Annotated in this window: 16 protein-coding genes and 2 pseudogenes; 2 read left to right on the top strand and 16 right to left on the bottom strand. The window is 50.7% G+C overall.

Translation table 11 applies throughout. The features are described from left to right. Nucleotides 1–29: 29 nt before the first annotated feature. The 7 genes and pseudogenes from FPL14_RS12650 to FPL14_RS12680 all read right to left on the bottom strand — a co-directional run bounded on the left by FPL14_RS12650 (nucleotide 30) and on the right by FPL14_RS12680 (nucleotide 7529). Nucleotides 30–872 carry a sugar ABC transporter permease gene (locus FPL14_RS12650; RefSeq protein WP_182303314.1) on the bottom strand — a complete coding sequence of 281 codons (843 nt, stop codon included), beginning with the start codon at nucleotides 870–872 and terminating at the stop codon, nucleotides 30–32. Further along, on the bottom strand, nucleotides 872–2188 hold the full coding sequence (locus tag FPL14_RS12655) for a carbohydrate ABC transporter permease (RefSeq protein ID WP_182303315.1): 1317 nt from the start codon (nucleotides 2186–2188) through the stop codon (nucleotides 872–874). Before FPL14_RS12655 ends, FPL14_RS12650 begins: the two co-directional genes overlap by 1 nt. A 50-nt stretch (nucleotides 2189–2238) precedes the next feature. Beyond that, nucleotides 2239–3512: pseudogene (locus tag FPL14_RS12660) on the bottom strand (sugar ABC transporter substrate-binding protein). Between the two features lie 165 nt (nucleotides 3513–3677). Beyond that, complete coding sequence (locus FPL14_RS12665; RefSeq protein WP_182303316.1) at nucleotides 3678–4460, bottom strand: CAP domain-containing protein; 783 nt, start codon at nucleotides 4458–4460, stop codon at nucleotides 3678–3680. A 142-nt stretch (nucleotides 4461–4602) separates the two neighbouring features. Further along, nucleotides 4603–5058 (bottom strand): SRPBCC family protein, encoded by a 456-nt coding sequence (locus tag FPL14_RS12670; protein ID WP_182303317.1) that lies wholly within the window; start codon nucleotides 5056–5058, stop codon nucleotides 4603–4605. Nucleotides 5059–5090: 32 nt separating this feature from the next. After that, nucleotides 5091–6734, bottom strand: a complete 1644-nt coding sequence (locus FPL14_RS12675; protein WP_182303318.1) for an FAD-binding protein — start codon at nucleotides 6732–6734, stop codon at nucleotides 5091–5093. A gap of 42 nt (nucleotides 6735–6776) precedes the next feature. Next, nucleotides 6777–7529, bottom strand: coding sequence for an SDR family NAD(P)-dependent oxidoreductase (locus FPL14_RS12680; RefSeq protein ID WP_182303319.1), 753 nt, complete (start codon nucleotides 7527–7529; stop codon nucleotides 6777–6779). 270 nt (nucleotides 7530–7799) lie between these two features. On the opposite strand from FPL14_RS12680, the gene FPL14_RS12685 reads away from it, so the two are divergent. Continuing rightward, nucleotides 7800–8453 (top strand): TetR/AcrR family transcriptional regulator, encoded by a 654-nt coding sequence (locus FPL14_RS12685; RefSeq protein WP_182303320.1) that lies wholly within the window; start codon nucleotides 7800–7802, stop codon nucleotides 8451–8453. Between the two features lie 57 nt (nucleotides 8454–8510). Here FPL14_RS12685 and FPL14_RS12690 read toward each other — a convergent pair whose 3' ends face one another. The 8 genes from FPL14_RS12690 to FPL14_RS12725 all read right to left on the bottom strand — a co-directional run bounded on the left by FPL14_RS12690 (nucleotide 8511) and on the right by FPL14_RS12725 (nucleotide 23506). Continuing rightward, on the bottom strand, nucleotides 8511–10184 hold the full coding sequence (locus FPL14_RS12690) for an interleukin-like EMT inducer domain-containing protein (RefSeq protein ID WP_182303321.1): 1674 nt from the start codon (nucleotides 10182–10184) through the stop codon (nucleotides 8511–8513). Continuing rightward, nucleotides 10174–11115 (bottom strand): interleukin-like EMT inducer domain-containing protein, encoded by a 942-nt coding sequence (locus FPL14_RS12695; protein ID WP_182303322.1) that lies wholly within the window; start codon nucleotides 11113–11115, stop codon nucleotides 10174–10176. Before FPL14_RS12695 ends, FPL14_RS12690 begins: the two co-directional genes overlap by 11 nt. Further along, complete coding sequence (locus FPL14_RS12700; RefSeq protein WP_182303323.1) at nucleotides 11112–13790, bottom strand: LTA synthase family protein; 2679 nt, start codon at nucleotides 13788–13790, stop codon at nucleotides 11112–11114. The genes FPL14_RS12695 and FPL14_RS12700 overlap by 4 nt, the downstream gene beginning before the upstream one ends. 14 nt (nucleotides 13791–13804) lie before the next feature. Next, nucleotides 13805–16543, bottom strand: a complete 2739-nt coding sequence (locus tag FPL14_RS12705; RefSeq protein ID WP_182303324.1) for a glycosyltransferase — start codon at nucleotides 16541–16543, stop codon at nucleotides 13805–13807. A 4-nt stretch (nucleotides 16544–16547) separates the two neighbouring features. Continuing rightward, nucleotides 16548–17396 carry a MerR family transcriptional regulator gene (locus FPL14_RS12710; RefSeq protein ID WP_182303325.1) on the bottom strand — a complete coding sequence of 283 codons (849 nt, stop codon included), beginning with the start codon at nucleotides 17394–17396 and terminating at the stop codon, nucleotides 16548–16550. Between the two features lie 18 nt (nucleotides 17397–17414). Next, nucleotides 17415–20363 carry a glycosyltransferase family 2 protein gene (locus FPL14_RS12715; protein WP_182303326.1) on the bottom strand — a complete coding sequence of 983 codons (2949 nt, stop codon included), beginning with the start codon at nucleotides 20361–20363 and terminating at the stop codon, nucleotides 17415–17417. Nucleotides 20364–20453: 90 nt separating this feature from the next. Beyond that, a complete protein-coding gene (locus FPL14_RS12720; RefSeq protein ID WP_182303327.1) occupies nucleotides 20454–21149 on the bottom strand; it encodes an S-layer homology domain-containing protein in 696 nt (231 codons plus the stop codon). A 365-nt stretch (nucleotides 21150–21514) separates the two neighbouring features. Then, nucleotides 21515–23506, bottom strand: a complete 1992-nt coding sequence (locus FPL14_RS12725; protein WP_182303328.1) for an outer membrane protein assembly factor BamB family protein — start codon at nucleotides 23504–23506, stop codon at nucleotides 21515–21517. Between the two features lie 278 nt (nucleotides 23507–23784). Between FPL14_RS12725 and FPL14_RS12730 the strand changes: the two genes are divergently transcribed. After that, nucleotides 23785–25404 carry a helix-turn-helix domain-containing protein gene (locus FPL14_RS12730; RefSeq protein ID WP_182303329.1) on the top strand — a complete coding sequence of 540 codons (1620 nt, stop codon included), beginning with the start codon at nucleotides 23785–23787 and terminating at the stop codon, nucleotides 25402–25404. On the opposite strand, the pseudogene FPL14_RS12735 reads toward FPL14_RS12730, so the two are convergent. Next, nucleotides 25390–26717: pseudogene (locus tag FPL14_RS12735) on the bottom strand (MFS transporter). The gene FPL14_RS12730 and the pseudogene FPL14_RS12735 overlap by 15 nt on opposite strands. Nucleotides 26718–26763 lie beyond the last annotated feature (46 nt).

The following is a 26763-nucleotide window of genomic DNA, read 5'->3' on the forward strand; positions in this document are numbered from 1 at the left end:
TCTCTCCCACTCTTGTTGTGAATAGTTATTTATCCTTTGGTACCGCCAGCCGTCAGACCGGAAATGAAAAAGCGTTGCAGGAATAAATAGATCAGCGCTACCGGAACGGCAACGAGGATCGCCCCCGCCGTGAATCGCGTGAAATTGTTCGAATACTTCTCGGATACGAAATGATAAAGCCCTACCGCGATCGTATAGTTATCCGGATTATGCAGGATAATGGACGGAAGCACGAAGTCGAAGATCGGCATCATGAAGTTGGTCAGCGCCACGATCGCTAGAATCGGCGTGATCAAAGGCAGCAGGATACGCATGAAAATTCTCAGCGGTCCGGCCCCGTCGATCTTGGCGGCATCGTCCAGTTCGCGCGGAACCGTATCCAGATACCCTTTCACTAACCAGACGTTAAACGGGATTTGCCCGCCCAAGTAGATCAGAATCAAACCCGCCAGCGTATCCAATAACCCGATCAGATTCAGGAAAATGTAGATCGCGACCATCGCCATCAAGACGGGGAACATCTGAAGAAGCAGGAAAGTATACAAGCCGCTTTTACGCCCCACGAAATCGAACCTTGAGAAGGCATACGCCATTAACGAGGTCAGGACGACCGCGCACGCGCTCGTGCACGCAGAAACGATGAGCGTATTCTTATACCAAGTTACGTATTGGCTGTCCGCTCCCGTGAACAACCATTTGTAATGCTCCAGAGAAGGATGGGTCGGGATTAAAGTCGCCGAATAGATGCTCGTCCCCGAATTAAAGGAGATTCCTAACGCCCATACGAGCGGGTAAAAAATAGCGGCGGCCACGACCGCCAGAATCAAGTAGATCCCGGCGACTTCCATCATCGATTTTACTTTTCCGTGCATTAGGTATTCCGCTCCTCTCTGAAGGAACTGGACCGACGGAACTGCAGGAATGCGAACACGATGACGATGAGGCCGATGATAAGCGAGATCGCCGCGGCCATGCTGTAGTTGTTGTTCGTGAACGTCAGCTTGTACACCCAGGAAATCAGGATGTCCGTGCCGCCGGCCGTCTGCCCTCTAACCGCGGGACCCCCGCCGTTAAACAAATAAATAACGTTGAAGTTATTGAAGTTCGAGGTATATTGAATAATCAATAACGGACCCGTGGCGAACAAGACATGAGGAAGCGTGATGTTCCTGAACTTCTGCCAACGGGTCGCTCCGTCCACCTCGGCGGCCTCGTACCATTCTTTCGATATGCTGGTCAGCACGCCGGTGAAGAGAGCGAACAAGAACGGGAACCCTAACCACGCTTGAATCGCCAGCAGCGCCAGCTTCGTGTAGACAGGGTCGGTCATCCACGGCAGCCCCGCGCTTCCGAAGAATCCGGCAATGCTCCGGTTGATCGCCCCGAATTGATCGTTGAACAGTGCCGCGAAGATCAGGATCGACACGAAATTCGGAACCGCCCAAGGCAAGATCAGAATCGTACGAATCAGCTTCTTCGCGCGAATCCGCTTATCGTTCACGATCAAGGCCAACAACAAGCCGAGACCGATCTGCAGCGTCGTGGATACGATCGTCCACACCACCGTCCAAGAAAACACGCTGACGAACGAATTGTTCCAGATGGGAACGGTAGCTAACTGTACGAAGTTTTCGAACCCTACCCAATCCACCAGATTTTTCGGCGGCGAATGGTACAGATTATAGTTAGTGAACGCTAGGGAAATCGCGAATAGCAACGGGAAAACGACGATAAAGATCAGCATCAGAAATCCCGGAACCGTGATCAGGTACGGAAACGTGCGCTGGTACCCTTCTTTGATCGATTCGCTTAACGAAGGCCTTTTCCAACCGTCCCTGATCTTGATCGCTTGCTTGCGCGCATCCTTTACGTTGATGACGTAGAGAGTGAGCGCGATCGCAAGCAACAGAATAGAGATAATCCCGTATACGAGCAGGAAAATGGAATGATCCACCTTCGGAATCGTGCCGAGCGTGGCGATCCCCCACAAACCCAAATTGATGAAATCCAAGAACGTAATCAGGAACGCCGCCTCGACGACGATAAAGACGATCCCTTTGATGAAGCTTCTGTTATACAACTGCCCCAAACCGGCGAATACGATCGACAGGACAAGCGCTACCGTAGGATTATGTCCGGACCGGCTTCGCTGCTCCTCGCGGGGAGGCTGTTCATTCGTTAGTAGCATGGTGATCCTCCTAAAATCAAAGAGCAGGGGAACGTCCCCCCGCACTTGATTTATTTACCGGAAGCGGCGATTTGCTGATTAATCTTATCGACGGATTCGTCCAGTATCGATTTCACTTCTCCGCCTTTAATGATGAAGTCGAGAGCGTTATCCATCTCCCAGACCGCCGACATCTCCGGAATATTCGGCATCGGAATGCCGCTATTGATCTGTTCGATGAAACCTTGATATAGCGGATCGTTCACTTGATCCATTACCGCCGTGCGCGCCGGAATCTCGCCTGTTTTCTCATAGTAGAGTTTCGCGCCGTCGTCGTTCGTCAGGTAGCCGGCCAAGTCCGCAGCCCAATCGAAGCTTTCCGAGTACGAGGAAATAAACCACGATTTCACGCCGACGAAGGAGGGAGATGCTTTGCCGTTAACGGTAGGAAGCGGAGCCGTGCCGAGCTTGTCCCCGTATTGATCTCCGTATTTCTTCATGGCCCATAGGCCGTTAACGACCATACCCGCTTTACCCTCCATGAAGAGCGAATCCATGATGTCGATCGTCAACGTTTCGGGTATGGCGTTTTGTTGGTAGGATTGCTGGAACCGGGTTAATCCCTCTACTGCTCCGTCGTTGTTCAGCCCGATATCGGATGCGGTATAGTTGCCCGGTTCTCCTCCGAAAATATAACCGCCGTAATTCGAGATGAACGGAATGGAATAATAGAAGTCCGGTACGACCAAGAAGCCGTACTTGTCGCCCTTCGGATCCAATATCGCTTGTCCGGCCTTCGTTGCGTCTTCCATCGTCGCCGGCTGATTCGGCACCAAGTTTTTGTTGTAGTATAACGCGTAAGTCTCGATGGAGATCGGCGCGCCGTAAACCTTGCCCTCATAACGAACCGCGTCGATCGCGGCTTTGCTATAGCCCGCCAACGCCGCGTCGTCCCATGCCAGCGGTTGACCAAACCTTGCGTCACTAGATCCCCAAGCCTGTCTTGCGGCTGGTAGAACAGATCCGGGCCTTTGCCGGAAGGAGCCGCAAGCGCCAGCTTCTGGACTTGCTCGGCGCCGCTTACGCGTTCGATCACGACTTCGATGCCTTTCTCTTCCGTATATTTTTTGGCGATCTGCTCCACGGCCGCCAGTTGGTTAGCATCGTCGTTAGCCCACACGACCAATTGCTTCGGCTTCTTCGCCTCTTGGCTGGATGCAGTGGCGGACGCGACCGATTCCGCAGGCGAGCTTGCTTCTTCCCTATTGGGTGCGCATGCCGAGACAACGATCATCAGAGCTGCCAACATCGTAAGCGTCCACGGCTTTCTTTTTCCGGTAAACATTTGTATTTCCTCCCCGATTGATTATGTAGCCATAGTAGCGATACTTTGAAGTATAGAGCAGCCGAAAAAGATTTTATATATAACAAAACCCTAGCGGAGATATAAGAATATTATGCCGCCATAAAATGGAGCCACCCCTTATGGGATGGCTCTCGAGTTTTGCCGCTATTTGCCGATAAACTGCTGAGTCCAGTAAGGTTTGCCGTTCTGCACGACGTACCCGACGCCCAAGTGCGTGAAGGAGCCGTTCAGAATGTTCTTGCGATGGCCCGGCGAATTCATCCAAGCTTGAACGACCTCTGCCGGGGTCGGCTGGCCCATGGCGATATTCTCGCCCGCGGATTGATACTGCACGCCGAAATTCCGCATCATCGCGAAGGGGTCTCCGTAAGTAGGAGATTGGTGCGAGAAGTAGTTGTTGTTCGCCATGTCTTGGGATTTGGCTCTGGCCGATCGATTCAGGTTGGCATCCGTTCCCGCGCATGCGGATAGTCCTGCCTTCTGCCTTTCCTGATTCGTCAGCGCCAGCACCTGCTCCTCGTAACCGGCCATATTGTCATTAGCCGGAAGCGTGACCGTCTGGTTATTAGGAATCGGTTCTTTCAGCGAATCGTTCGGAACTTGGACCTGGCCGTTATTCGAATTCGGATTGCCGCCGATCTGCCGCGCCAATCCCGGATTCAGACGCAGGAATTCGTTAATATCCACATGATAACGTTCCGCGATGTCCGATATGGACTCGTTATTCTGTACATTATGCTTATTGACCGGAAGATTGGTCTCTACGGAGCTTACGTGCAATTGCGGCTGGGTTTTCATCTGCGCGTTCATTTGCGGCTTTATGTGCTGGGTTTGCTCTCTAACAGGGGCTGCCTGTCTGTTCTGAGTTCCACAGGCTGCCAGGAGCACGACCAAAACCAAACTGAATACCATAACTATTCGTTTCATGGAATGCCCTCCTTTTCTTCGTTTAATAATTTCCCCCTTTCGCTCGAAAACATCCCAGCAACAAAAAAACGGGCGGGCAAAAGAAAGAAGCCTCGTCCGCTCGGCAAGAGCATCGGAGGCTTCTCGTATTTCTCGTATGCGATTATGCTTTGACTTTCTCGATTTCCGCGATTTTACCTGCGATAGCTTCGGACAGCTCCTGCGCGGTTTTCGGAACGAACGACTTCAGAATCGTGTTGATCATCGGACCCATCGCGCCTTTCGCCGTGATGTCCAAGTAACCCGTCATCTTCGTTGCGTTATCTCCGAGCGATTCCGCTTCGAAATATCCATTGCCGACGAAATTATCCGAAACGCCCTTCAGATCGAAAGTGACCTTGCTCGGTTCGGTCCAATTCGTGATGTCGATCTTCAGCTTCACCGTTTTCTTCATAAATCCGAGATCGCCTTTGAAGGACCAAGTCGATTGACGATCGTTCAAAATTTCGTGCTCGATATATCCGGGAACAAGGGGAGCCCATTTGTTCATGTCGCTCACGAAGTTCCAAATTTTATTGATGGATACGGGAAGATCAATCGTATGAGATCCATTAGGCATAAGTCTTCCACTTCCTTTTCATTTTCAATATCTTAAATCGTGCGGCCGTTGGACTTGCCTGCCGCGATACCTGCCAAATAACCCATCGTCATGCCCGGCCCTAACGTGCCGCCAGCGCTCACGTAAGCTTGGCCCATGATTCCCATGGACGCGTTGCCCGCCGCATAGAGACCCGAGATCGGCTTGCCGCGCAAGCTGATAACCTGCCCGTCCGCATTGATTCTCGGACCGCCGTTCGTGCCGAGCGTTCCGGCGTAGATCGGCAGCGCATAGAACGGAGCTTGCTCGATCGTACCCAGGTTCGCTTCCGCGCTTCCGCCGCCGCCAGTCAGGTTCTCGAACCAAGTCGTCCCTCTTCCGAAGTCCGGATCGACGCCTTTTCCAACGTTCTCGTTCCACCGCGCCACCGTCTGCTCCAATCCGTCCGGATCGACGCCGATCTTAAGCGCCAGATCGCGAAGATTGTCCGCCTGGTCGACCCAATCCGGCGTGTCTTCACCCGGCATCATCGTTATGATCATCGTACGGTCCTTGAGCTGTTGGTCGAAAATCATCCAAACCGGAGCCTCGTTAGGCCATTCCTGCGCAACCGGATCGAACTCATAGAAAGACTTCGGCATATCGTTGTAGGTCACGCCTTCGTGCACGAAACGCTTGCCGTGACGGTTCACGACAATGCTGTTCGGTCCCTGGCGTCCGCCGCCCAGCTGGTTCATCACGCGATCCTCGTATTCGAAAGTCGGATCCTGCATCGTCGGATACCACCAAGCTTCGCTCATGTTGCCGAGCGCCGCCCCGGCTTCCATCGCCATGATCAGTCCATCTCCGTCGTTACCAGCCGGAGAGAGAGGATGGGTCACTTCCGCTTTCAGGAACGTTTTCACGAGCTCCTTATTCCATTCGAAGCCGCCGGAAGCCAGAATGACGCCTTTGCGAGCGCCGATATATAATGGCTTGTCGCCTTGTTCGGCGACGAGCCCGATAACCTCGCCCTCGTCATTCAGGACGAGCTCCTTGCCCGGTGTCCCCGTGAGCGTCTCGATTCCGCGGTCAAGTATCCCTTTGAAGAGAGAGGCGATCAGCGAGCGGCCCATCGTGACGATATTGTTCTCCATCCGTTCCGCAATCTTCGTGAAGTCGATTCCGCCTACCGCTCCGCCTTCTTCCAAAGTAAGCGGCGGAAATACGGGATTGTTGCGAACCTTGAAGCCCCATTCTCCGATCTGGTTCATGTCGAACGGCATCGGGTCGAGGGAACGTCCCCCAGTCTTCTTACCGCCCGGAAGCGTTGCGTAATATTCCGAATACCCCTTCGGAACCAAGAATCGTAATGGAGTATTCTCGTGAAGGTAATCGATCATTTTATAACCGTTATCGATGAACACTTCGACAAGCGCCGGATCCGGCTCCTTGCCTCCCGTCAGACGCTTGGCGTAAGTCAGCGCTTCTTCTCTCGAATCGGCGATGCCCGCTTCCTTCATATAACGATTCATCGGAATCCACGGCACGCCTCCGGAAAACGCGGTCGTTCCGCCGATCTGTTCCGCTTTCTCGATGATCAGTACTTTCGCTCCCTGGTCATGGGCCATGATGGCCGACACGAGCGCCGCTCCGCCTGTCCCCATAACGACTACGTCTACTTCGCGATCCCATTGCGCCGGTTTCTTTGCTGGCATATCGACCTCTCCGTTTCTCCGTATAAGTGATTTGATTCGAACTTACTTCGCGGTAACGCCGCCATCGACCGGCAATTCAATACCGGTGAGGTACGATGAAGCATCGGACGCCAGGAACAATACCGCTTCCGCCACTTCGGACGCGCGTCCGACTCTAGGCAGCGCGGTTTGGGAGAGGAACCATTGAAGCATCTGTTCGTTATTGACGAATTCCGCGCTCATCGGCGTTTCGATGAACCCCGGGTGTACCGAGTTAACCCGAATGTTGTCTTTGCCAAAATCGACCGCGGCCGCTTTGGACAGCATGCGGACGCCTCCTTTGGATGCCGTATAAGCACCGGCTCCGCTGCCTCCCGTCAAACCCGCGATGGACGAGATGTTCACGATCGAACCGCCCTTGTTGTCGCGCATATGCGGGATGACATGCTTCATTCCGAGGAATACGCTGGTCAGGTTAATGTTCATCACTTTATTCCATTGCTCGACGGTCGTTTCGAGCAAACCGGCCGCGTGCGAAATGCCCGCATTGTTGACCAGGATATCTAATTTGCCGTACTTCCCGATCGTACCGTCAACGACCTTGACCCACTCGTCCTCGGAAGCGACGTTGTGCGCGATGGCGATTGCCTCTCCGCCTGCTGACTCGATTTCCTTCACGATAGCTTGAACGGCAGCTTCGTTGATGTCTGTAGCGACGACCTTTGCTCCTTCTTTAGCGAACAATAGCGCCTCCTCGCGTCCCATTCCGCTTCCCGCTCCAGTAACGATCGCGACTTTGCCCGTTAACATTGCCATGTGATAGCCTCCTTGGATAAAACGCATTTTGTACAGTCTTATAGAATGAACTAACGAATCGAAAATCATGAATAATACGTTGCGTTCCTAAGCCGTCGTTCTACAATCGCCTCCCTGTAGATAATTCGACTTATTGCTTGTGATAGCGTTACTATCATTACGATATTTATTATATCACCATTAATTTCGATTTCAAATCCAACTTGTGGACGGTGGACGGCGAAGGCTATAATACTCCTAACTTAGTCGTGCAGGAAAGGTTCGAACGCCATGGATCCGAAAGAAAGATATCAACAGGAGCGCAACGATAGCAAGCAACAACGTTTATTGCATATTCTTGCCTCCGCCGAAACCGTCTTTATTATAAAAGGCATAGAAAAAACAACGATGCAGGATGTCGCGAAGGAAGCGAACATCGGCATCGCGACGCTGTTCCGGTACTTCCCGAAGAAGGAGAAGTTGATCGTTACCGTCGCCACCAGACGAATCGAACCGATCCACGAGACGTTCCGAACCATTGCCGGAATGCCCGGCACCTGCCTGGAGAAGATCGAACGATTGTTAGACCACTTCATCTCCCAACTCAAGCAGCCTGACAACGCGAGCATCAAGTTCATGGAGGATTTCGAGAGCTATGCCGCCCACTCTCCCGAGCCGTTGGAAGACATCGAGAGCTTCAACGCGTTGTACCGAACCATATCTCGCGAGTTTCATAAGATCATAGAGCAAGGAATCGCGGACGGATCGGTTAGATCCGATCTGTCGATTCCCGAGACGTTAACGACCGTCATCAACGTATTCGGGATATTCTCCAGGAAGCTTTCGCTGCACAATAACATCCTAACGTTCGTATCCGATCTCGAATCCGATCAACAGCTTGCTATCTTGAAGAAGATTGTGCTGGAGTATTTAAAGGCAAAATAAAAATAAGCCCCTTATCTACAGGAAATGTAGAATAAGGGGCTTGCTTTATGCGAACCGCTACTTCAATACCGAATAAACCTCTTCCAACGTCGAAGCTTGAAATAATCGCTCGCCCGCAATCGCTAGCTCTCTCAAACTTACCGAAGCTAGTGCATTCCATGCCTCGTCCATGGAAACCCTGAAACGAATCACAAGGAAATCGCATAACATTTCCCGCCGTGTATCCAGTTCAACCCGATAGGCGAGAAACTCTTGCTCTATTTCAGCCGAAGTTAGCGCATCCGTATAAAATCCATCCGCTTCTTCGCGTATATACTCCCGTACGACGTCTAGATCATTAATCGTATGGATAAAAACCGATGAGCCTAGACTTTTGAGCCGTTTGCCTAACTCCTTGCTGTAGCGTTCCTGAGAAGCCGTTACGAACCTGATTTTCTTATCTTTGACGAAACGGATAACCTCTTCATCCGTTGCCTTGGTTTGGTATAGCTTGAACGCGTAACGGGGAAAGGGAAATACCTTCTCGATCGAGTCGTACATCTCTTCGTTATATACCTGCGGTATGATTCGATGCATAAAATTGCAATTAAAAGAGGTTGTTAACTCTACGAGCTTAGTGAATTGTTGCTCTATACGCTTAGAATCCGTAGATTGGGTATGGGTTATCACTTGCACGTCAGGATAGGTTATTAAGAACTGAAACAAATCGACAACCGTCATTGGAGTATACTGTTGCTTGATTTTCAGGTCCAGGAATTGTTCTAGGGCGAGCGGTTCGGCTTCATGAATCCCTTCCGGTTGTTGCTGTTGAAGATGACGGTATAAGTACGCGTTCCAACCGTCCCTAAGCACTAATTCCCCGTCCGAAGTCATTTCCAAATCAGCCTCGAATACCCGATGGCCCCTGTGCGTATAACTATGCTCGAATGCCTCCTTGCAATTGGAGCCGTTTATTCCGTCGATTCGTCCCCCCGCGTGGCCGATCGTTGTATGCAAACGAACCTTGGGCCTTGGAGAGCTAGCACGAAATAAACTTCCCTCAGCGTGCAGCGTCGCAAAAGTATCAAAGGAGATGGAATCCAATCGTAAATTCGGACCGCAGGTGACAATATTAAATCCCCGTTGTTTCAAACTCCACTCTACGCCGTTTACTTGAATGCTGCTTTGATTCGTAGCGAGAGCCCCTCCGCTCGCAACGATGACCGGTACCTCCCCTATATTCCCTTCCCAGCGCAATTCCTCGGCCGAGCATGCTTCATAGAGAACCTCGTATCCCGCACCTTCTTGTTTATGGGCGATCCAGATAAAGCTATGACGGAGCTTGGACTTATCTATCTGCGTAATTCCAAACTGTTGTAATTGCTCAACGATCTCGGGCGTAATCTTCTGACTGCCCTCATCCTTTACGGAGATCATGACAAAGGAACCCTCAGCAACCGTACTAAGATAGTCGACCAAATAACATCCCTCTACGACTTCGACTTTATAGCCCTGATTGGTAAGGTAAGGGATATATTTACTCGTATGAAAATAGATTGGCTTGTCGTTCTTATCCAGGACAATATCTGCGAACGGCTGAATCCATACCCCATAACGCCGATACAGAGTCGCGCAATAAGCAGCATAGACCTTACGTTCCTGGCCGTTCTTTTTCTCTATTGAGATACTTGAAGAAGGGATGTAGATACTCTCTTCCTCCAGCAAACCCAGATCATGCATCTTAGGAAGCATAGTTCTCCCCCTCGATCGGACGAGCGCGGTAAATCGTTGTATCTTCATACATCGTCATAAACGTATCCACTCTGTGAACCCCTTCAACCTTCGAGTCGATAACATCATACACCGCGATATTCATCCCTCGCAGATTCGGAGAATATTCCCGCCCATTAATTTTGATGCTTGAGCGATTGCCTGAGTTTAATCCGCCGCTTGCAACTTCCAAATGTACCGGAAATTTAAATTCATTTACGAAATCCCCTTCCGAATACTGCTTAGACAAAGGCCCTTCCGAACATTCTTCATATAAACTTACATATAAGCTCTCATACTTTTTCCAGATAATATTGATGTAACTATATCTCAGATATTCTCTAGTCAAGGAACGAATACCGCAATCAGCCAATTTCTCTTGCCAATCATGACTCAAAGCCTGGGAGCCGTCATCTTTTACGGAAATGATAATCATGGAGAAGGGACTCGCTTCTTTCAACAGATTCAGCAGGCTCTTCCCTTCCACCAGATGAATACTGTAATTCTGTTCCCATAGGTATGGCATGAGAGTGCAATCGTCAAAGTGAACGACGGACTGTCCGTCAAGCCAACTTGAATCGTTTCTGTTCACGATAGATATGTTCTTTTGTGCGCATTGCTCTTTAAAGTTCCCGTACGCTTCCGAAGCTTGGTCCCATAACGGATTTTCGATCACGACTCTGCACGATTCTTCCTCTTTCGCCCACAAACCCTCCCATCCTGCAAAGGTGTATTCCGGCACGCCAGTTAATTGTACCGTTTGTTCAGGCTGATCATGGATTACCGTATCCGTTTTCGCTTCCGCAAGCGGAGAATTCGACCGTACCGGCTTCAGTTTCCCCATCGCAAGAAGAATCATCACCCAGCAGACAAGCAAAGAGACCGCGGAAACCTGCAACCAAATTACGCTCACAGCTTCATCACCTCCTGCGGCTCCGCTTCTCTAATTGCCCGATACATACCGTTTGCGATAGTAGTGGTTACGCAAGTATCTGCCACGAACATATCGATGACCTTGCCTGAGTTCATGTCCACCACGGCGAAATTCAAGCCTCTTTGGTTTTTGCTGCACGAGAAGCCGTTTACCTTGATCTCGGACATATTGCCTACACGTGCGCCTTTGCTGGCGGCTTGCAGATGGAAAGGCAAAGCTATTCCGTTCAATATCGTTCCGCATTCCCAATCCATCTCGATCGGAAGCTCCGATACTTCCTCGAACAAGGAAACATACCCTTTATTTTTGTAAATCAGATTCATATAGCTATGGCGATATTTCTTTTTGTTCAATCTATGAATCCCGTACTCTACCATTTCCTCGGCAAATTGGGGATCGAATTTATTCGCTCCATCGTCTTTTACCACAGAAACAATCAGCGAGTGATCCGGTAAGCCGGCCATATATTGCGGCAATGCAACGGGTTGAACGAGTTCCACTTTGTATCCGTTATTGATGAAAATCTTAGAATATTGAGGGTCTCCGAAGTAAACCGTTGTATCGTTTGCCTCTAAATCGAGTGTAGAAAAAAAACGGATGTTCTTTTTCCTCGTTTCCTTATAGTAAGCCTCTAATCGTTTCATTTTATCGGCATCGTTTTTTTGGCCTTTCAGATAGACCTGATCCAATGCTAGCGTAAGAGGGAGGATAATGGACTCTTCTTCCGCTATCGATAGAATCCTTTCAATATTCGGCATGAAGGTCGCCGCCTCAACCGTGGAGGGGCCGACTTTATTCGATTGATCCTCGGTTACCAACAAATCGTTAACGATCAAATATTCCGAACGGCTGATCTGCTGTCTGCTGTAATCGAACTGATCCTTGTTGGTTCCCGAAACAGGCAGAATCAATTTTTCCTTTTTACGGTCATAGATCACGCTTTTCACATAGTCGCCGGAGGCGGGAGCATAACAAATCAAATCATGAGTAGCATAGGAGCCCAAAGGGTATTGGGACAACGGGACGACTCTTTCATCCGGGGCGGTAAATAAGTTCATACCCGACCCATAGCCGATTTTGGGAATGCCCAATAAATGCAGCAGAGTCTGTCCAACGTCCAATGTGCTGCCGACTTTGTCCGACATTAACGTCAGTTTTCGTTCCGGGTCTCCGCTCGCAATGATAAACGGGACCTGCGCCATGCTCATCCGATTGCTGATCTTAAGGTGATTCGATAGGTTCATCCCCAATTCTTCGCACAAACTTGGGAAGTGCTCGGTGGTTACTCCTTCATGATCTCCATAACAAGCTAACACCGTATTGTCCAGCAACCCTTCCCTCTCCATGCATTCATAGAAATGTTGCAGCGCGCGGTCGGTATAATTGACGCATTGGTAATAGTGGGCGAGAAATTCAGGAACTTCTTTGCTAAGGTTGAGCTTCCAGTGCCTTTCTTCCAATTTAAAAGGAAAATGAGAGGTTAGACTTATCATAAAGGCAAAAAAGGGCTGCCTCATCCCTTTGATCTTCTCGACCGATTGCTCGAAGAACGAAAAGTCGGACATCCAACCGCAAGCCCGATCCGTAGTCATGTAATCCTCTTCAGAGACAAACGACTCGAATCCATGCGTCTTCATCATCATTCGGCGATTATAGAAATCGCCCTTGTATCCGTGATAGGCCATCGCTTGATAACCGTGATTTCGCATAATACTCGGCAATCCATAATATTTCTTATCATAGTGGTTGTAGTTCACGACTTCCTGCTTCAAAGGATATAACGAATGCAGAACCGCCAGTTCGGCATCGGAGGTGTGACCTTGCCCGTATTGGCTGAAAATATCCGTAAACGCGATATGTTCGTTCGCCATCCGATTCAAGAAGGGCGTAACTTCCTGTCCCTCGACCTTGTGATTCAGCAAGTACCTCTGAAAGGATTCCAATTGGATGAGAACGACGTTCATCCCTTTGAACTTGCCGAACCATTCGTCGTCCGGCGTATGTTCGCTCTCCGTTTCATCCTGCGCCTCTATAAGCTGCGCCGCCAATTCATCGTGAAGATTTGCCTGCTCCGATCGCCTTCTTCTCTCCAACAACCATGAAAAATAATAGGAGATGAACATGCCGAAATCTCGGCTGGAAACCGCGCCCCGCCTCAGGCTCCGGTATTGCCTGATTGTCGCAGCAATTAACAGAAGCAGCAGTCCGTTCAAAGCCCACCACTTCCACAAAGGCTCATCCGGATGATGGGTTCCGATAAATAAGCTTACGATCGCCTCCGACAACAGGATGACAAAATAAGCATCCCCCCACTTGACGAGCCGGCCCGCAGCCTGGAATAACATTTCGCCCGACGCGGAAGCCGTATTCTTGGAGATTAGAAACTGCTTGATTTGGGAAATCGCGATAAGCTCTCCGAAAAATCGAATATGGATTAAATTAATATAGTAGGCTAGACTCCCAATCACCGCGAGGGTAATCGCCAGCCAGGGGCTCCAACCGGCGAGGGATTGGAGGATCATTCCCGTAATCAGGGATACCAGAACTTGTTCGGCGGAGACCCACTGTAGCCCTCGGGATTTATTGAGTATCATGTTCCACGTCAGATGCCATACAAAAAAGCTAAGGATAATCAATGCGGCAGAGCTATGCATATACGATCTTCCTTTCAGTCAAAACATATCTTCTCCGGTTGAAAGTACAGTTCCGCCTCTTTGGAAACCCACTGCAGCCTGCCGAAGCTGGATTCGGGCTTCTGGCTATCGTCTCCGCGAATAAACACGGCCATTCCTTTCTTAAGGCAGCTAACCGCTACCGGCATCCAATCCTCTTGTCTCGCGTTAGAACCCAAGCAGAATTCAATGTCTCTCCTTAGGGAACCCGCATTCCTCTGCCCCATCGAGCGGCTTGAAAGCACATCCCGGATAACGCCTTTCCAACGTTCCTTCCAATAGGTTTTATTGAACGACTTGGATACTTCATATGCATTCTTTCCTAACCTTTGACTTAATTCCGGGTTGTCCAAGCATTCTATAATCGCTTCCTTCAGCGACTTGCTGTTCGGGCTGATCAGAAGTCCGTTGAACCGATCGATGATAATATCCGTTAAGCCGCCCACTCTCGTTGCGATAACGGTATTGCCGGTCGCGCACGCCTCCAAGCAAGACAGGCTGGTGCCTTCGCTATACAGGGTCGGAATCAGAACGATATCCGCTTCTTTGTACACCAAATGCATGTCATCAGGCTCTCGGTGATAGCAGAAGATGCGGTCCGGCCAACGTTTCATCGCCTTTTTGACCTGATTGACGTCTTCCTCGAACCCTTTGCCGACAAAATGGAATTCGACTTGACTGTAATTAGCCAAAATCGAATCCGCTACGGCCAACGTAATGTATAAGCCTCTTGCTTCATAGAGCCTTCGGGGATAGACGATTCTGATTTTCCCGTCGTTGCGCTTAGGTATCGGAAAAAACTCGTTCGGATCGACGTAATTCGGAATCGTCTCCATGCGCTGGCTGGCATGATAAGAGACCGTCTGAAACCAATTAGCCGTATTGGTATCCACGGAAACCATCTTCTGAACTTGTTCCGCGCCTTGGATGAATCGTTCGTTATGATTCCAAAATTGTTCCCCGTTCGCATGCGAGCATGCCGAATTGTCCCAAGCTACCCCATGACTGATCCCGATGCTAGGATGCGCCGCGCTCGGATAAGCTTGGAAAAACGCCGAGTAAAAATTCAGAGCGGACTTGCCCTCCGCGGCATACAAATACCTCCGATTAAACGCAACAACGTTATCCATGCTGAACTCCCGCATGTTCAACTCTTCATGTCCCAGACTATAGACGTCGATGTCTTTGTACTTGCGATACCAGGAATAATTGCCGTATTGGTAAATATCCAGTCTTAACCCAAGATCGCGGCATATTTCGTGGAGGTCCACAAGATATCTTTCGGCCCCTCCCGTATAATAGTTCGTTCCATCAAAGTCAAAGAAGGTAGCCGTAAATACGCTGACGTGAGGATCAATAGACCGATTGGCCAATACCTTAAGATAAAAAGGTCTTGATTCAAGCTCCTTCTCGATTTCGTCGGCTCTATTCGACCATTGATGGTTTCGGGCAATGGATTGCAAGTGTGTTTTCGCTTGTGTGGTTACCTCCCAGAACGAAGCGGTTGGTCGGAAGGAATCGCCTGGATCGACGAATGTAATTCCCGGTCCGGCAAAGGGGACTACCTCGGCGCTCGGAGCCGCTAGAATCGGTTTGCCGATCGCGCAATATTCGAACAATTTCACTATCGAATCCGCGTTCGTTACCGGATTCGTGATGAAGGGGATCAGTAGCGCATCGAAGTAAGCAATATATTCTTTTAGTCGGGAATTCGATTCGGGTTCTAGAAGATACACATTGTCTAAGAAAGACTCCCGCGAGATGCTGCAATGTCCAACCAGTACGATTTCGACCTCGGATCCGCTAGCTAGGCCGCTAACCAGTTTGATATCGAACCCTTCGTCAATCGCTCCGAAATAACCGATAATCTTTTTATTTTTTTTGAGAATGGGTTCGAGATCCCGAGGCACCGTGGGGATTGAGTTGGATTCATAACGGAATTCGTCCGACCTTGCCGCGCAAGGCAAATAGATCGCGTCATTCCTGTCCTCGACGTATTCCATTAGTTGCTTGGCTGAATAAGTCACGATATCCGCTTCGTGCAGAACCTGATAATGCTTGGCCAGCATATGCCTGTCGTATTGATCGAAATTGTCGACTCGGTCAAGAACGTCATACCATAACGATTTGTGAGGAAGGTTGTCTATCCATGCGTTCTGAATTAGATACGAGTTCAACACCAGCACGTGAGAGGTTTGTAAAGCTTGAAGAAGATGCTCCTGCTTCGAAACGACGAATAACCCTTTTTCGATTTTCTTCAATTCGAATTGATCGCCGGAATCGCAGAAAAAACATAAATAATCTTTCCGCGCGAATTCTATCATGAGCTGCTGCGGACGCTGAAGCGACTCCCAATGCAAGGCATCCGGATACACGATGATTCCCCGAAAATCTCCTACTCGCATAAGCTCAACGATCTGTTTCGCTTCTTCGGTTAAAGGCCCTTCCACGAACTGTTTGTAATACTGCAGTAGATTTTCGTAATTGGGATAAAAAAGAAGATCCGCTTCAGCCAATTTCGACTCTTGCTTCGCGATCTCCTCGCGAAGCCGAAGCATCGTCGCCTCATGGGCGTTTTCTTCTATTCTTAACTCCTCGATCCTCTGCTTATAACCCTCTGCTGCGCCTAATTGATCCTCGATCAGATGATCGATTTGACGCAATGCGTTTTCCAACGCTTCCGACTCTCGCCGGACTGCCGTTTTGGCATGGGGGACAGTCAATCTGTTTAACAAGCGTTCACACCTCCAAACATGCGCTAACGCGGGAGACCGCAGCTATATCGGATCCCGATTCAAGTTCTATCGCGTCTTGCCTTGCCGCAACGTATTTTTTCCAGTTCCTATTCGAGAAAGTCACTATGCTGGCATCCTTCAGCAAACCGTAATGTTTAAGCCTCGAAGTGGCATCCATTCCCCATAGAACGTCCTCATGGTCGCACAAGTCGTACCAGATCGTTTTATTCGGCAATAAATCAAACCAGGCCGACTGCAGCACCCAAGTGCATAGAATCGTTGGCGCGATTTTTTGTTTCGTCAGCCAGCTAAGCAGCAAAGCCTCATCCTTGTATTCATAGAAACCGTCAGCGCCGCGTTCGATAACTTCGTTAAGGTCGACATTGAAGGAAAAGCAAAGATACCCGTCGTCCGCCAACCCCTTCAACAAACCCGATATGCGATCGCTCTGAAACCGGAGTCCGTCGGGTGCGACGATCACTCCTTTGCAAGAGTTCCGCTTCGCGCGAGCAACGTCCGGAAACAGCTTAGCGTCTGCTCGTTCCGACTCTTGAATATAGTAGCGCTGCCTCTGCTCGTATTCGGATTCGTAGGAAGCCAGTTGCTTCTTGTGCTCCAGCAATTGAGACATGCGTTGCATGTGCTGCTCCAACGCAACGGCCTGCAGTTCCTTCGCCTTCACGGCGTCGGACAATTCTTTGACGGATTGCCCGAGAGTTCTCGCGTCTCTCCTGCGTTCGTTCAGTTCAATCAGCTTTGCGCCATGTACCCTTCTCAGAGCATCTAATTGGACTTCTTGATGGCCCTGCTCGAGAAGAGCCAGGCTATCCGCGTAAAGTCGTTGCCGATTCATATCCCCACTCCTAGTCCTTTATACAAAGCTTAAATACAGCCACTTTCGTTTTAACTTTGCGTGCAATTCGGACCAACCTCCCATGGAGCCCGCATCGATTCGGGAGGATAAACTCTCATCGTGGATGCGGTAATAGTAGAGAGGTTCTTGCAGTTGAACGATACGGCCGACCAGAGCAAGCCGAACGGTAAAGTCCCGGTCTTCTATGCCGAATAACGATTCGTCGAACCCTCCGGATTTGCGAAGGGAAGATGCCCTCCATAGGAGAGAAGGTCCCCCGTTCTGCAGTCCGTTTAAGTTATACGCCGGCATTCGTTTGGTTTCGATTACGAGCCCGTTCGGGTCGATGTGATAATAATCGGAGTAAACAGCGCTTGCTTCGGGTCGGGCGGAGATCGTCTCGACCATCCGTTCCAACCAACGCGGATGAACCATGTTATCGGCCGACGTCCAACCCATCAGGGAGCCGCTCGCTTTGGAAATGCCGGTATTCAGCGCATTCGGAAGGCCGCGATTGGTTTCCGTTCTGTAATATTTAAGTCTGCTATCGTGCTCGAAACGCCGAACGATCGCACCCACGCCCCCATCCGACCCGTCGTCCACTACGATTAATTCTAAGCCCAGATAGGTTTGGGACAGAATGCTGCGAATACTTTCGAATAAATAGTCCGTATCGTTGTAGATCGGCATAATTATGCTGACTAACGGCGATTCCGCCCCCTTGGCTTCGCTTGATTCGCGGGGCTGCATAAAAAGAACGGCCCATTCCTGCATGTTCAAGTAACAATAGATCGGATACAGAAGGGATTGCGCTTGGGGCGATTGAACGTTAAAAACTTCCAGAATGGCGCGGGATACTTTGTCCAGCCCTTCCGGCTTGTACTCCTCGTATATCGCTTCGGCCAGCCGATAAGCGCATCCTTCGTTCGTATACGCGGAGCTCTCCAATCCATGTCGCCAGGATACGAGGGCCGACTTGCGCTCTCCCAGCCTCCATTGAAGCTCCGCTATCAATGCCAACCAATCGGATTCGGTCGTCAATACGTGTTTTGTCTCGATCAGAGGGTTGGAATCCAACGTATTTCCCAATAAGGCAATCGCTTCCCGCTTCATTTCGTCGATATCGGCGTTTAGGGCTAACTTCCCGTAGAGATAGATGAAATGCAGCATTTCTTGCTCGCTAATATCCGCTTCCATCGCGTTATATATTTTTTCCGAAGCTTCTTCCATCAAGCCCAAATTAATAGAGGCAAGAATCTTATAAAATTGAAAAATCGCCCAATCCGCGGATCCATCCGGGGGTTGACGCATGGCCAGAACTTCGTTGTATTGGTGGCACGAGAAGGCAACCAACAATCTCTGAAGCGGCTCCTCATTCTTATACATAGTCATGTAGGCATCCTTTTTATCTGCGGGTATAAGGAAAGGCCTCTCTACGACTAGACCTTCGTAAGCGAAGAGCGACGGATCGAGCTCCTTATCGGAATCGACGGCTAGCCTTTGCACGAAACGGTTACCCTTCTCGCCTCCCGACCGACAAAGCCGGATTCGCCGCTCGGCCCACTGACCGCCTAATCGTTCCGAATAAGCTTTAACCGACACCATCCCATTCCGGGCTAATGCTTCCAGTACGATGTCTTCGTTCCATTCCGACCGCAGACGTTCGTTCGCGTGCCATACCAACAGAATATCCGCGTTGCAGGATGCGGCAAAGCTGGATCCTGCCTGCTCGAGCTCCTTTCCTTCAACCAATCTCACGTTGCTTTGTTTCAGCCAGAGCTTAACGTCCTGCTCGTCCTTGTCGAGGGGCTGCTTGGACCACAAGCCGATTTCATAGGCCATTCCTGCAAATTTGGCCGATACATGTTCAAGCAACTCCTCGCGATCGGTTTCTAACTGCGGATGGACAATTAATATAGCTGCTTTCATCTCTTGAACCTCTTTTCTAAGTACGTCCTTGATTTCGATGCTCTTGCTCGCCGCAATCCATTTATGTCGCCGGAATGCATCACCTAGGGAAATACAATGGTTCGGCATTAAACCGGTTTGTTGCTCGGTCTTACGCTCCCATTCGTTATACCGGGCAAAAGCCTCTTCCCAGCGTCGATCGCGATAATCGATTTCAGCCGCGATTCCATAAGGATCCGCGTAATGCGGAAATTCTTGAAGGCATGACTTAACGGCCAGTTCGGCCTCCGTCTCGTTCTTCAAGCGCAATAAAGACATCATCATATAATAATGCGCTTGCGCCCTGCTGTACGTTTCCGTCTTGGAGAGCAAGCTAAGCGCAGATTGTGCGTATCGAATACTATCTCTATATTGACCCGCGTTATAAAATTCAGTAGATAAATAGCGGTGTGTTAATCCGTCGGAAGGATTCCGTTTCAATTCTTTCAACAAAAGCTTCCTGTTCCTGGAGCTCTTCCGTTCATGGAATTCGGAGGAATATCCGAAGTGGCGGAACGAGGCGCGCGGGCATAACTCCACCCGTTTGGTATTATTGTCGTTAGTTGGGATCAAGCGTTCGTGAATGCTTCCTTCATAATTAAAAAGCGAGGGATCGAAAAAGCGTTCGGCATGGGTAACGGACAATAACCGGGAATCGGACGTTTCATAATGGAGGCATTCAAAAGCATATACCGTTTGCCTTGTCCGGAGCGCGGCCGCCCATTCCCGCAGGCTTGGTCTTCCCTCCCACATAAACTGTTCGTCCGAGTCGATAACCAGCACCCAGTCGGATTCTCGCGCGCGTTTCAGCGCAAAGTTTCTTGCTTCCGAGAAATCGTCGCTCCACGGATAAAAATAAACTTGGGCGCCGAGCTCATTAGCCAGTTGAACGCTTGAGTCCGTGGAACCCGTGTCGATTACGACAATCTCATCCACATGAGGCCGCACGCTTCGTATGCAGCGGGCCAACGTAGATTCGTTATTTCTCATCAGAATGCAGCACGTTATTCGCATATTCATGTTTTCCTTCTGCTTCCGCCTCATAATGAAGGGTCGTTATCCGGCTCGGTTAAAAGCGAGATAACGACCCTCTGAAAATAATTGAAAAGATTACGCAGCCGGATCGCTATTGGAGATTTTCTTGCCTTCCTCAAGCAGTTTATTGATCTCGTCTTTGTACTGGTCGAACTTCTCGCTCTTCATAAAAGCAGCCGTCAATACGGCGACTTCTTTGCGATTCACCTGGCTCTTCGGAGCGAAGTTTCCGTTCTGAACCGGAATGAATCCCGCTTCGATCGCGGCTTGCACGTAGCCTTTCGCCCAGTCGCTGACTTCATGGGCATCGTTAATCTGCAGGTTTTTCCCTTTGCCTACAATATTGGTCTGAGTAATACGGACCAAGATGACGGCTAACTCTTCCTTGGTTAGAATAGCATTCGGACGGAAGCTGCCGTTCGCGCCGGTCATTACCCCGAGATTGTCCATAATGCTGATGTATTTCAATCCCCAGTGATCGCTGCTCACGTCCTTGAAGATCGAACTCGGCAATTTGGACGTGTCCAAGTTTAAAGATCTAGCCAAAATACCGGCAACTTGAGCACGGGTCAATTTCCCCTCTAAGTTAAGGTCCCCGTTCTCATCGCCCGACATAATGGCTTTGTCGATTAATTCCTTTATCGCCGCTTGCGCCATATCGGGGCTTTGCGATTCGTTCGCCGCGAACACCGCTACCGGCGCGGCTAACGCATTGACTAACATCGCCGACGAAACCGCGTATCTCGTTATTTTTACCTTTTTGTTATTCAAATTTCCGTCCTCCGTTTTATTTGAAATAGAGAATAGCTGTAAATGAGCGATCGCCCTTCATCGCATTCCTAGGAAGTGCAACTTCAGGATAGCAGAATATGGGTTTATAGGTAGTTACAGCCGTCACCCATTTTGTCATGAATTGTCGAGTCTTCGACAAAACTCAACACATTACATGTCATGTGATATTAAGGACGTTATCCCTACTCAATTAGCCCTATACGCTTAGCCATTCCGCGCCCTCGCCCTTGGACAACAAAAAGCACATACTCCTCGATATCCTCATCGGAGTACGTGCTGATGGCATGATTTCAGAATAATTCGGCAACATCGACAACATGACTAGTCACGTGACCATGCCCCGCTCAACTGCCGGATCGGACGGCATGGAGGCCGCCATCGAAGCTCGTGTAGTAGATGACCCCGTCGGCTACGACGGGCGTCGTCTGTATTTTATCCGTGTCGATCTGCCAAGCCAATTGTCCCGTGCGGGCATCGACGACATACAAATGCTCGTCTTTGCCGCCGTTCGAATACGCATAGCCGGATCCGAACACTAGCTGTCCGTTCTCGTACGCCGGAGCGGCCAATACGTTGCTGCTCGTCTCGAATCGCCACTTCTCCATGCCTGTCTTCGGGTCTACCGCGGCGACGAAATACCCGTTGGAATTGCCTACGTATAACGTGTCGTCTTCATCATGATCTTGATAGATCGGCGAGGCGACCCAAGCTGGGGCCGCTTGTTCCCACAACGTCTTGCCGCTATCCGAATCGATCGCATAGAGCTTAAAGTTGCGCGAACCCACGTAAAGGACGCCGTCATGGAGCACGGGAGTGGACTGAATCGCTTTGTGCCGATCGTACGGGTCCGCTCTGAACGACCAGCGAAGCTTGCCGTTGCTCTTGTCCAAAGCATAAATATAACCATCCCAGTCGCCGAAGTAGACGGAAGCTTCATCATGAACCGGGGAGCTCTTGACGGGAGCGTTGGCTTGGTACTCCCACAGCCGCTCTCCCGTATCCGCATTCAAAGCTAGCAGCTCGGCATTCGCGCTTCCGACATATAAGGCGTCTTCGTCGATGGAAGCGGAAGAGTCGTAATAATCCCATTCATCTTGTTCCCCGCCTACGATCGGCTTGGAGGCTGGCACGCTCCATTGCGGTTTCCCCGTGTCGGCATCAAGACGATAGACCGTGCCCGAATGGCTCTGGAATATAATCGACTCCCCATCCAGCTTCGGGTTCGAGCGAATCGGGCTGTCCGCCGCGAAGCTCCATTCCTGCTTCCCGGAATCGATATCGACCGCATATAGATTATGATCGTCGCTGCCGAAATAAACCTTTCCTGCGGCTAATAGCGGCGAAGAGGTGATTCTGTCTCCGGTTTGGAACTTCCACAGCTCCCGATGAGGAGTTTCGGAAGGTGCCGCGCCGCCCGCCGGTATCCCCGCGTAGAACAACAGATAATTTTCCAACTGCCCCGTCCAATAGGAGGAATCGTGCCCGCCGGGATTCGGAACCCACTGAACATCGACGCCTTTGGCTTCCAGAAGCTTGTATAGGCTATGGTCCTTCTCCGCCAATCCATCCCCGGTGCCGGCATCCAAATACACTTGGACATCGCCCAAACCGATCGTCTCCGCCAGCTTGAACGGATCTCTCGCCATCCGAAGCTCTTCGTTCGGGTAGAGCCAATCCCGTTGGCTAATGAACTGGTCCGTCGACGTGTAGGTCCAGAGAGCCGCGCTATGCGCGCCGATCTTGCCGAACAGATCCTGCGTAAATCCGAGAACTAGCGCCGCATAGCCGCCCATGGATGCTCCGCCGACGAATCTGCTTTCCCGGTCGGTTCGGGTATTGTAATGCTTATCGACATAGGATACGACATCCCGTGCGAGATAGTCCCCATAATTCCCCTCGTCCACTCCCCCGGGATCGACTCCTTCCCCCGGTTTCGTGTTGACTCCGAAGCTATTCCCGTAATTCGGGCAGACGATGATCAAAGGCTCGATCTTGTTTTGCTCGATCAACCGATCGGCAACTTCGTGAATACGAAGGTAATTAAACCAGGCGTCCCGGTCTCCTCCATACCCGTATAACAAATACAGCACGGGATACTTACGCTCCGCGTCGTCCGGGTCGTAACCCGGGGGAACGTAAATGGACAATCCCATCTCCCTGTCGAGGGCATCGCTATGCAAATCGGCGTGAACGACTTGCGACCCGGCGGACTTCACGAGCTTGGCATTCTGAGAAGGTACGGTTTGAACGCTTAAGCTTGCGTTGTCGGAAGTGCATCCCGCAATAATAAAAAAGCTCAAACAAGCGATAATCGTAACGAGAAAAGAGACTCTCACTAAACCCCCGCCTTATTCTGAAAATGGTGCGAACGTCTTGCCCTGCTCGATTGCACATAAATAACCGTCGTCAGACCCGACGAACAGCACTCCCTCGTTCGACCGCGTAAACATGATCATCGTTGCTTCCAAAACATACGATATGGTCGACGATAACCGGAGAAGACCGGACCGCGTCTTCGATCTTGAAGTGAGTATAGCAAGGATTAATCCGAGTCGGATCAGGACAGGACAACATTGTCCTCGACAATATGCTAGAATGAACAAGGGGTGGTAAAATGATCCAGAAGGAGACGTTCGGGGTTCAATTAAAGGAACTGCTGACGATTCGGGGATGGTCTGCCGCACAGCTAGCCAAAGCCTTAAACATAGACGCCTCTTACGTACGAAGATGGATCAGAGGCAATCGAACGCCGGCGCTCAATTCGAACTACGTCGAACAGATCGCGGACGCCCTCTGCAACGGCTTGGACAATGAATACCGCAAGGCTGCGGTCTCGGCCTTAAAGACTGCCATCGAGGAGAAACTGGCTCTAAACGAAGAAGAGAATTCCATTCGAGCGGGGGTGACCCGGCTTCTTCGGGAGGCGCAGATTCATACTCTATCGCTGGATGGCGAATCTCGGATTAACCGCAGGCAGGCAGGATCCCAGAGCGAAGTATCGGAATTACTGATGCTATCCCATCGCGACGCTGACCCGGCATCCGCCATTTCCGTTTCATCCAACCCGTCGGATACCATGAACTTCCTGAAGCGCATTCCGAGAGTCATTTCCGGCAGGCGAACGATCCTTGCGGCGGCGATATCGATGCTGCAATCGGCTCTGGATGACGGGCGCTTCGCGCGGGGCGGGGAAATCACGCTTACCTTTCAGAGCGAGAGGGAAATCTTCGAAGGTTATCCCGAGCTTCATCACGAGTGGCAGCACACGATCGTTCGAGCGTTGAGCCGTGGCTGGTCCGTACGCCATCTGTGCAGATTAAACAAAAACGTGCAACGGTCGCTCCGGCTCGTCAATCAGATTCTCGATTGGACGAATTACTCCGGCGCGTATTCGTTGTACTACTTCGATAAATACGGCATCGACTCCCCTCCTTACGAGATCATTCTCGTTAACGGGATGGGAGCTATTCTGGGCTTTGCCGCCGATAATCACAAGGAGATCGATGCAGGCCTCTACCTGGACGAGATCGACGCGGTTAGCATGATAGAGAGATACGTGGGGCAAATGTTCCTGAATATCGAGCCCCTGATCAAGATCCTTAGTCAGGAAGAGTACTTCGAGCTGAACCCGGCCAAAGACAGGAAGTCGGGAAACCACTTGTTGAGCATGCAGGACCTTTCTTTCCTAACCGTCCCTTATCCGTTGATGGAGAAGTATTTGCGGATTTCCATCCCGGACGAGGCGGAACGCCGTATCCACCTTAGACGCATAGCGGACACCGTTCAGTCGTTCCACAGAGACATTAAGCATTATAAGATGAGACACATCTACCCCATTAGAGCTTTCGAGGAGCTTGTCACGAACGGTCGCTACTACAGCAATTTTTACTACCGCCCCGCCGGCGAAGACGTACGGGAACATCTGTTGCACGTGCTTGAACTGTTGGAGACGTATGAGAAGTTCGAGATCGCCCTCGTCGACGAGAACAAATACAAGCCTCTGAGCAAGGCTCAATTCGATATTAAAGGCGACCACACGATCCTCATCGGGGTCATGCCCAAGCGCGAAACGGACCATAAGGTCGAGCTGATCTCCATCACGGAGGGAACGATCGTCAACGCGTTCCAGCAGTACTTCGACGATTGGTGGGAACGGATTAACCCCGTGCATCGGGATAAGGCGTTCGTCATTTCCTGGATCAAGGACAAGCTCGATTCCCTAGGGTCGGCTTAGAGCCCGGGCCCGCGAAGATTTGCGATAGCTCAACAGCAATACGATCGAGCAGAGACAGATCGCGAGCAATAGCTCGTATACATGCCGGAATGCCTCGGATAACGGTATCGATGACTGGTATTCGAGCAGAAGCCCGCATACCGCCACCGAAATCGAACCTCCGAAAAACTGGACGAGCTGCATAAGCCCCATTCCGGAGCCGATCTTATTATTCGATAGGCGATGGGAGGTTTCATTGTTCAAAGAAGACAGCGTTGCCGAGAGCGCGGGCGAGAACAACAGGTATCCGCACAGAATAACCAACGGGGAGACGACGGCTTCCATAGAATAGAGCGCCAGTACGGCGGCAAGCGCGGCGTGCCCGATAAGCAAGAAACGGACGTTGCCGTAACGATCGATCCATCGCCCTACGAATCGGGTCATGAATGCCGATAGGATCGCCCCCGGAGCAATCATTAATCCGATGCTCATCGCGGATTTATCGAACAACTGCGCCAGCACGAGAGGCATGAGGAACAGATTTCCCAGATTAACGATCAAGACGCAGAAGCCGATAGCCAGAAGCTTCCTGTATCCGTGCACCTTCAACAGTCCCGGGTCGATAAAAGGTTCTTTGGCTTTCCGCAAATACCAGAAATGCACCGCAAAAGAGACGACGCTGACCGCAAACCACGCCATCGACTGTTGGGTAACCGCAACGAGCAGCGAAGCCGCGTTGACGACCGTGAAGAGCGCCCCCATCATATCGAATCGTCCGCGGGTCGGCTTCTCCCGGGGAAGCAACCGAAGAAGCACGGGGAGAACGACGAGAACCAGGCAAGTAACCGCGAACAATCCGTTCCATCCCAAGTATTCGCTGATGACTCCTCCGACTATCGGCCCGAGCCCGAATGCCATCGCGCTGCCCGCCGAGATCATGGCGATCGCCTGCCGCGCCTTTCCGCCGGTACGTAACGGCTAGCGAGCACGAGCCCCAGACCCGCCATCGCACCCGCTCCGGCCGACTGCAAAATCCTTGCCGCGAGCAAAGCACGGAATTCATGCGCGAAAATTCCTATAATCGAGGACAGCCCCAATATAATCAATCCCGCGGCCAATAGCCTGCGAATCGGAACGATGTCCGAAAGCCTGCTATAGATAACCGTCGACAAAGCGTAACCGATGGAATAGCTGGAAATAATCCATGATCCAAGATCCGCGGTAATATGAAGATCCGTAATAATGCTCGGAATCGATACGTTAAACATCGTCGTATTCATTACGACGATAAACAAACCGATCGACCAGATCGGCAAAACGATTTTGTCATTCATAGTTGTCTCAACCTCAACTTCCGCTCATTTCGAAATTTTGCCCTTT

The sequence above is a fragment of the Cohnella cholangitidis genome, assembly GCF_014107495.1.
GTDB lineage: Bacteria > Bacillota > Bacilli > Paenibacillales > Paenibacillaceae > Cohnella > Cohnella cholangitidis.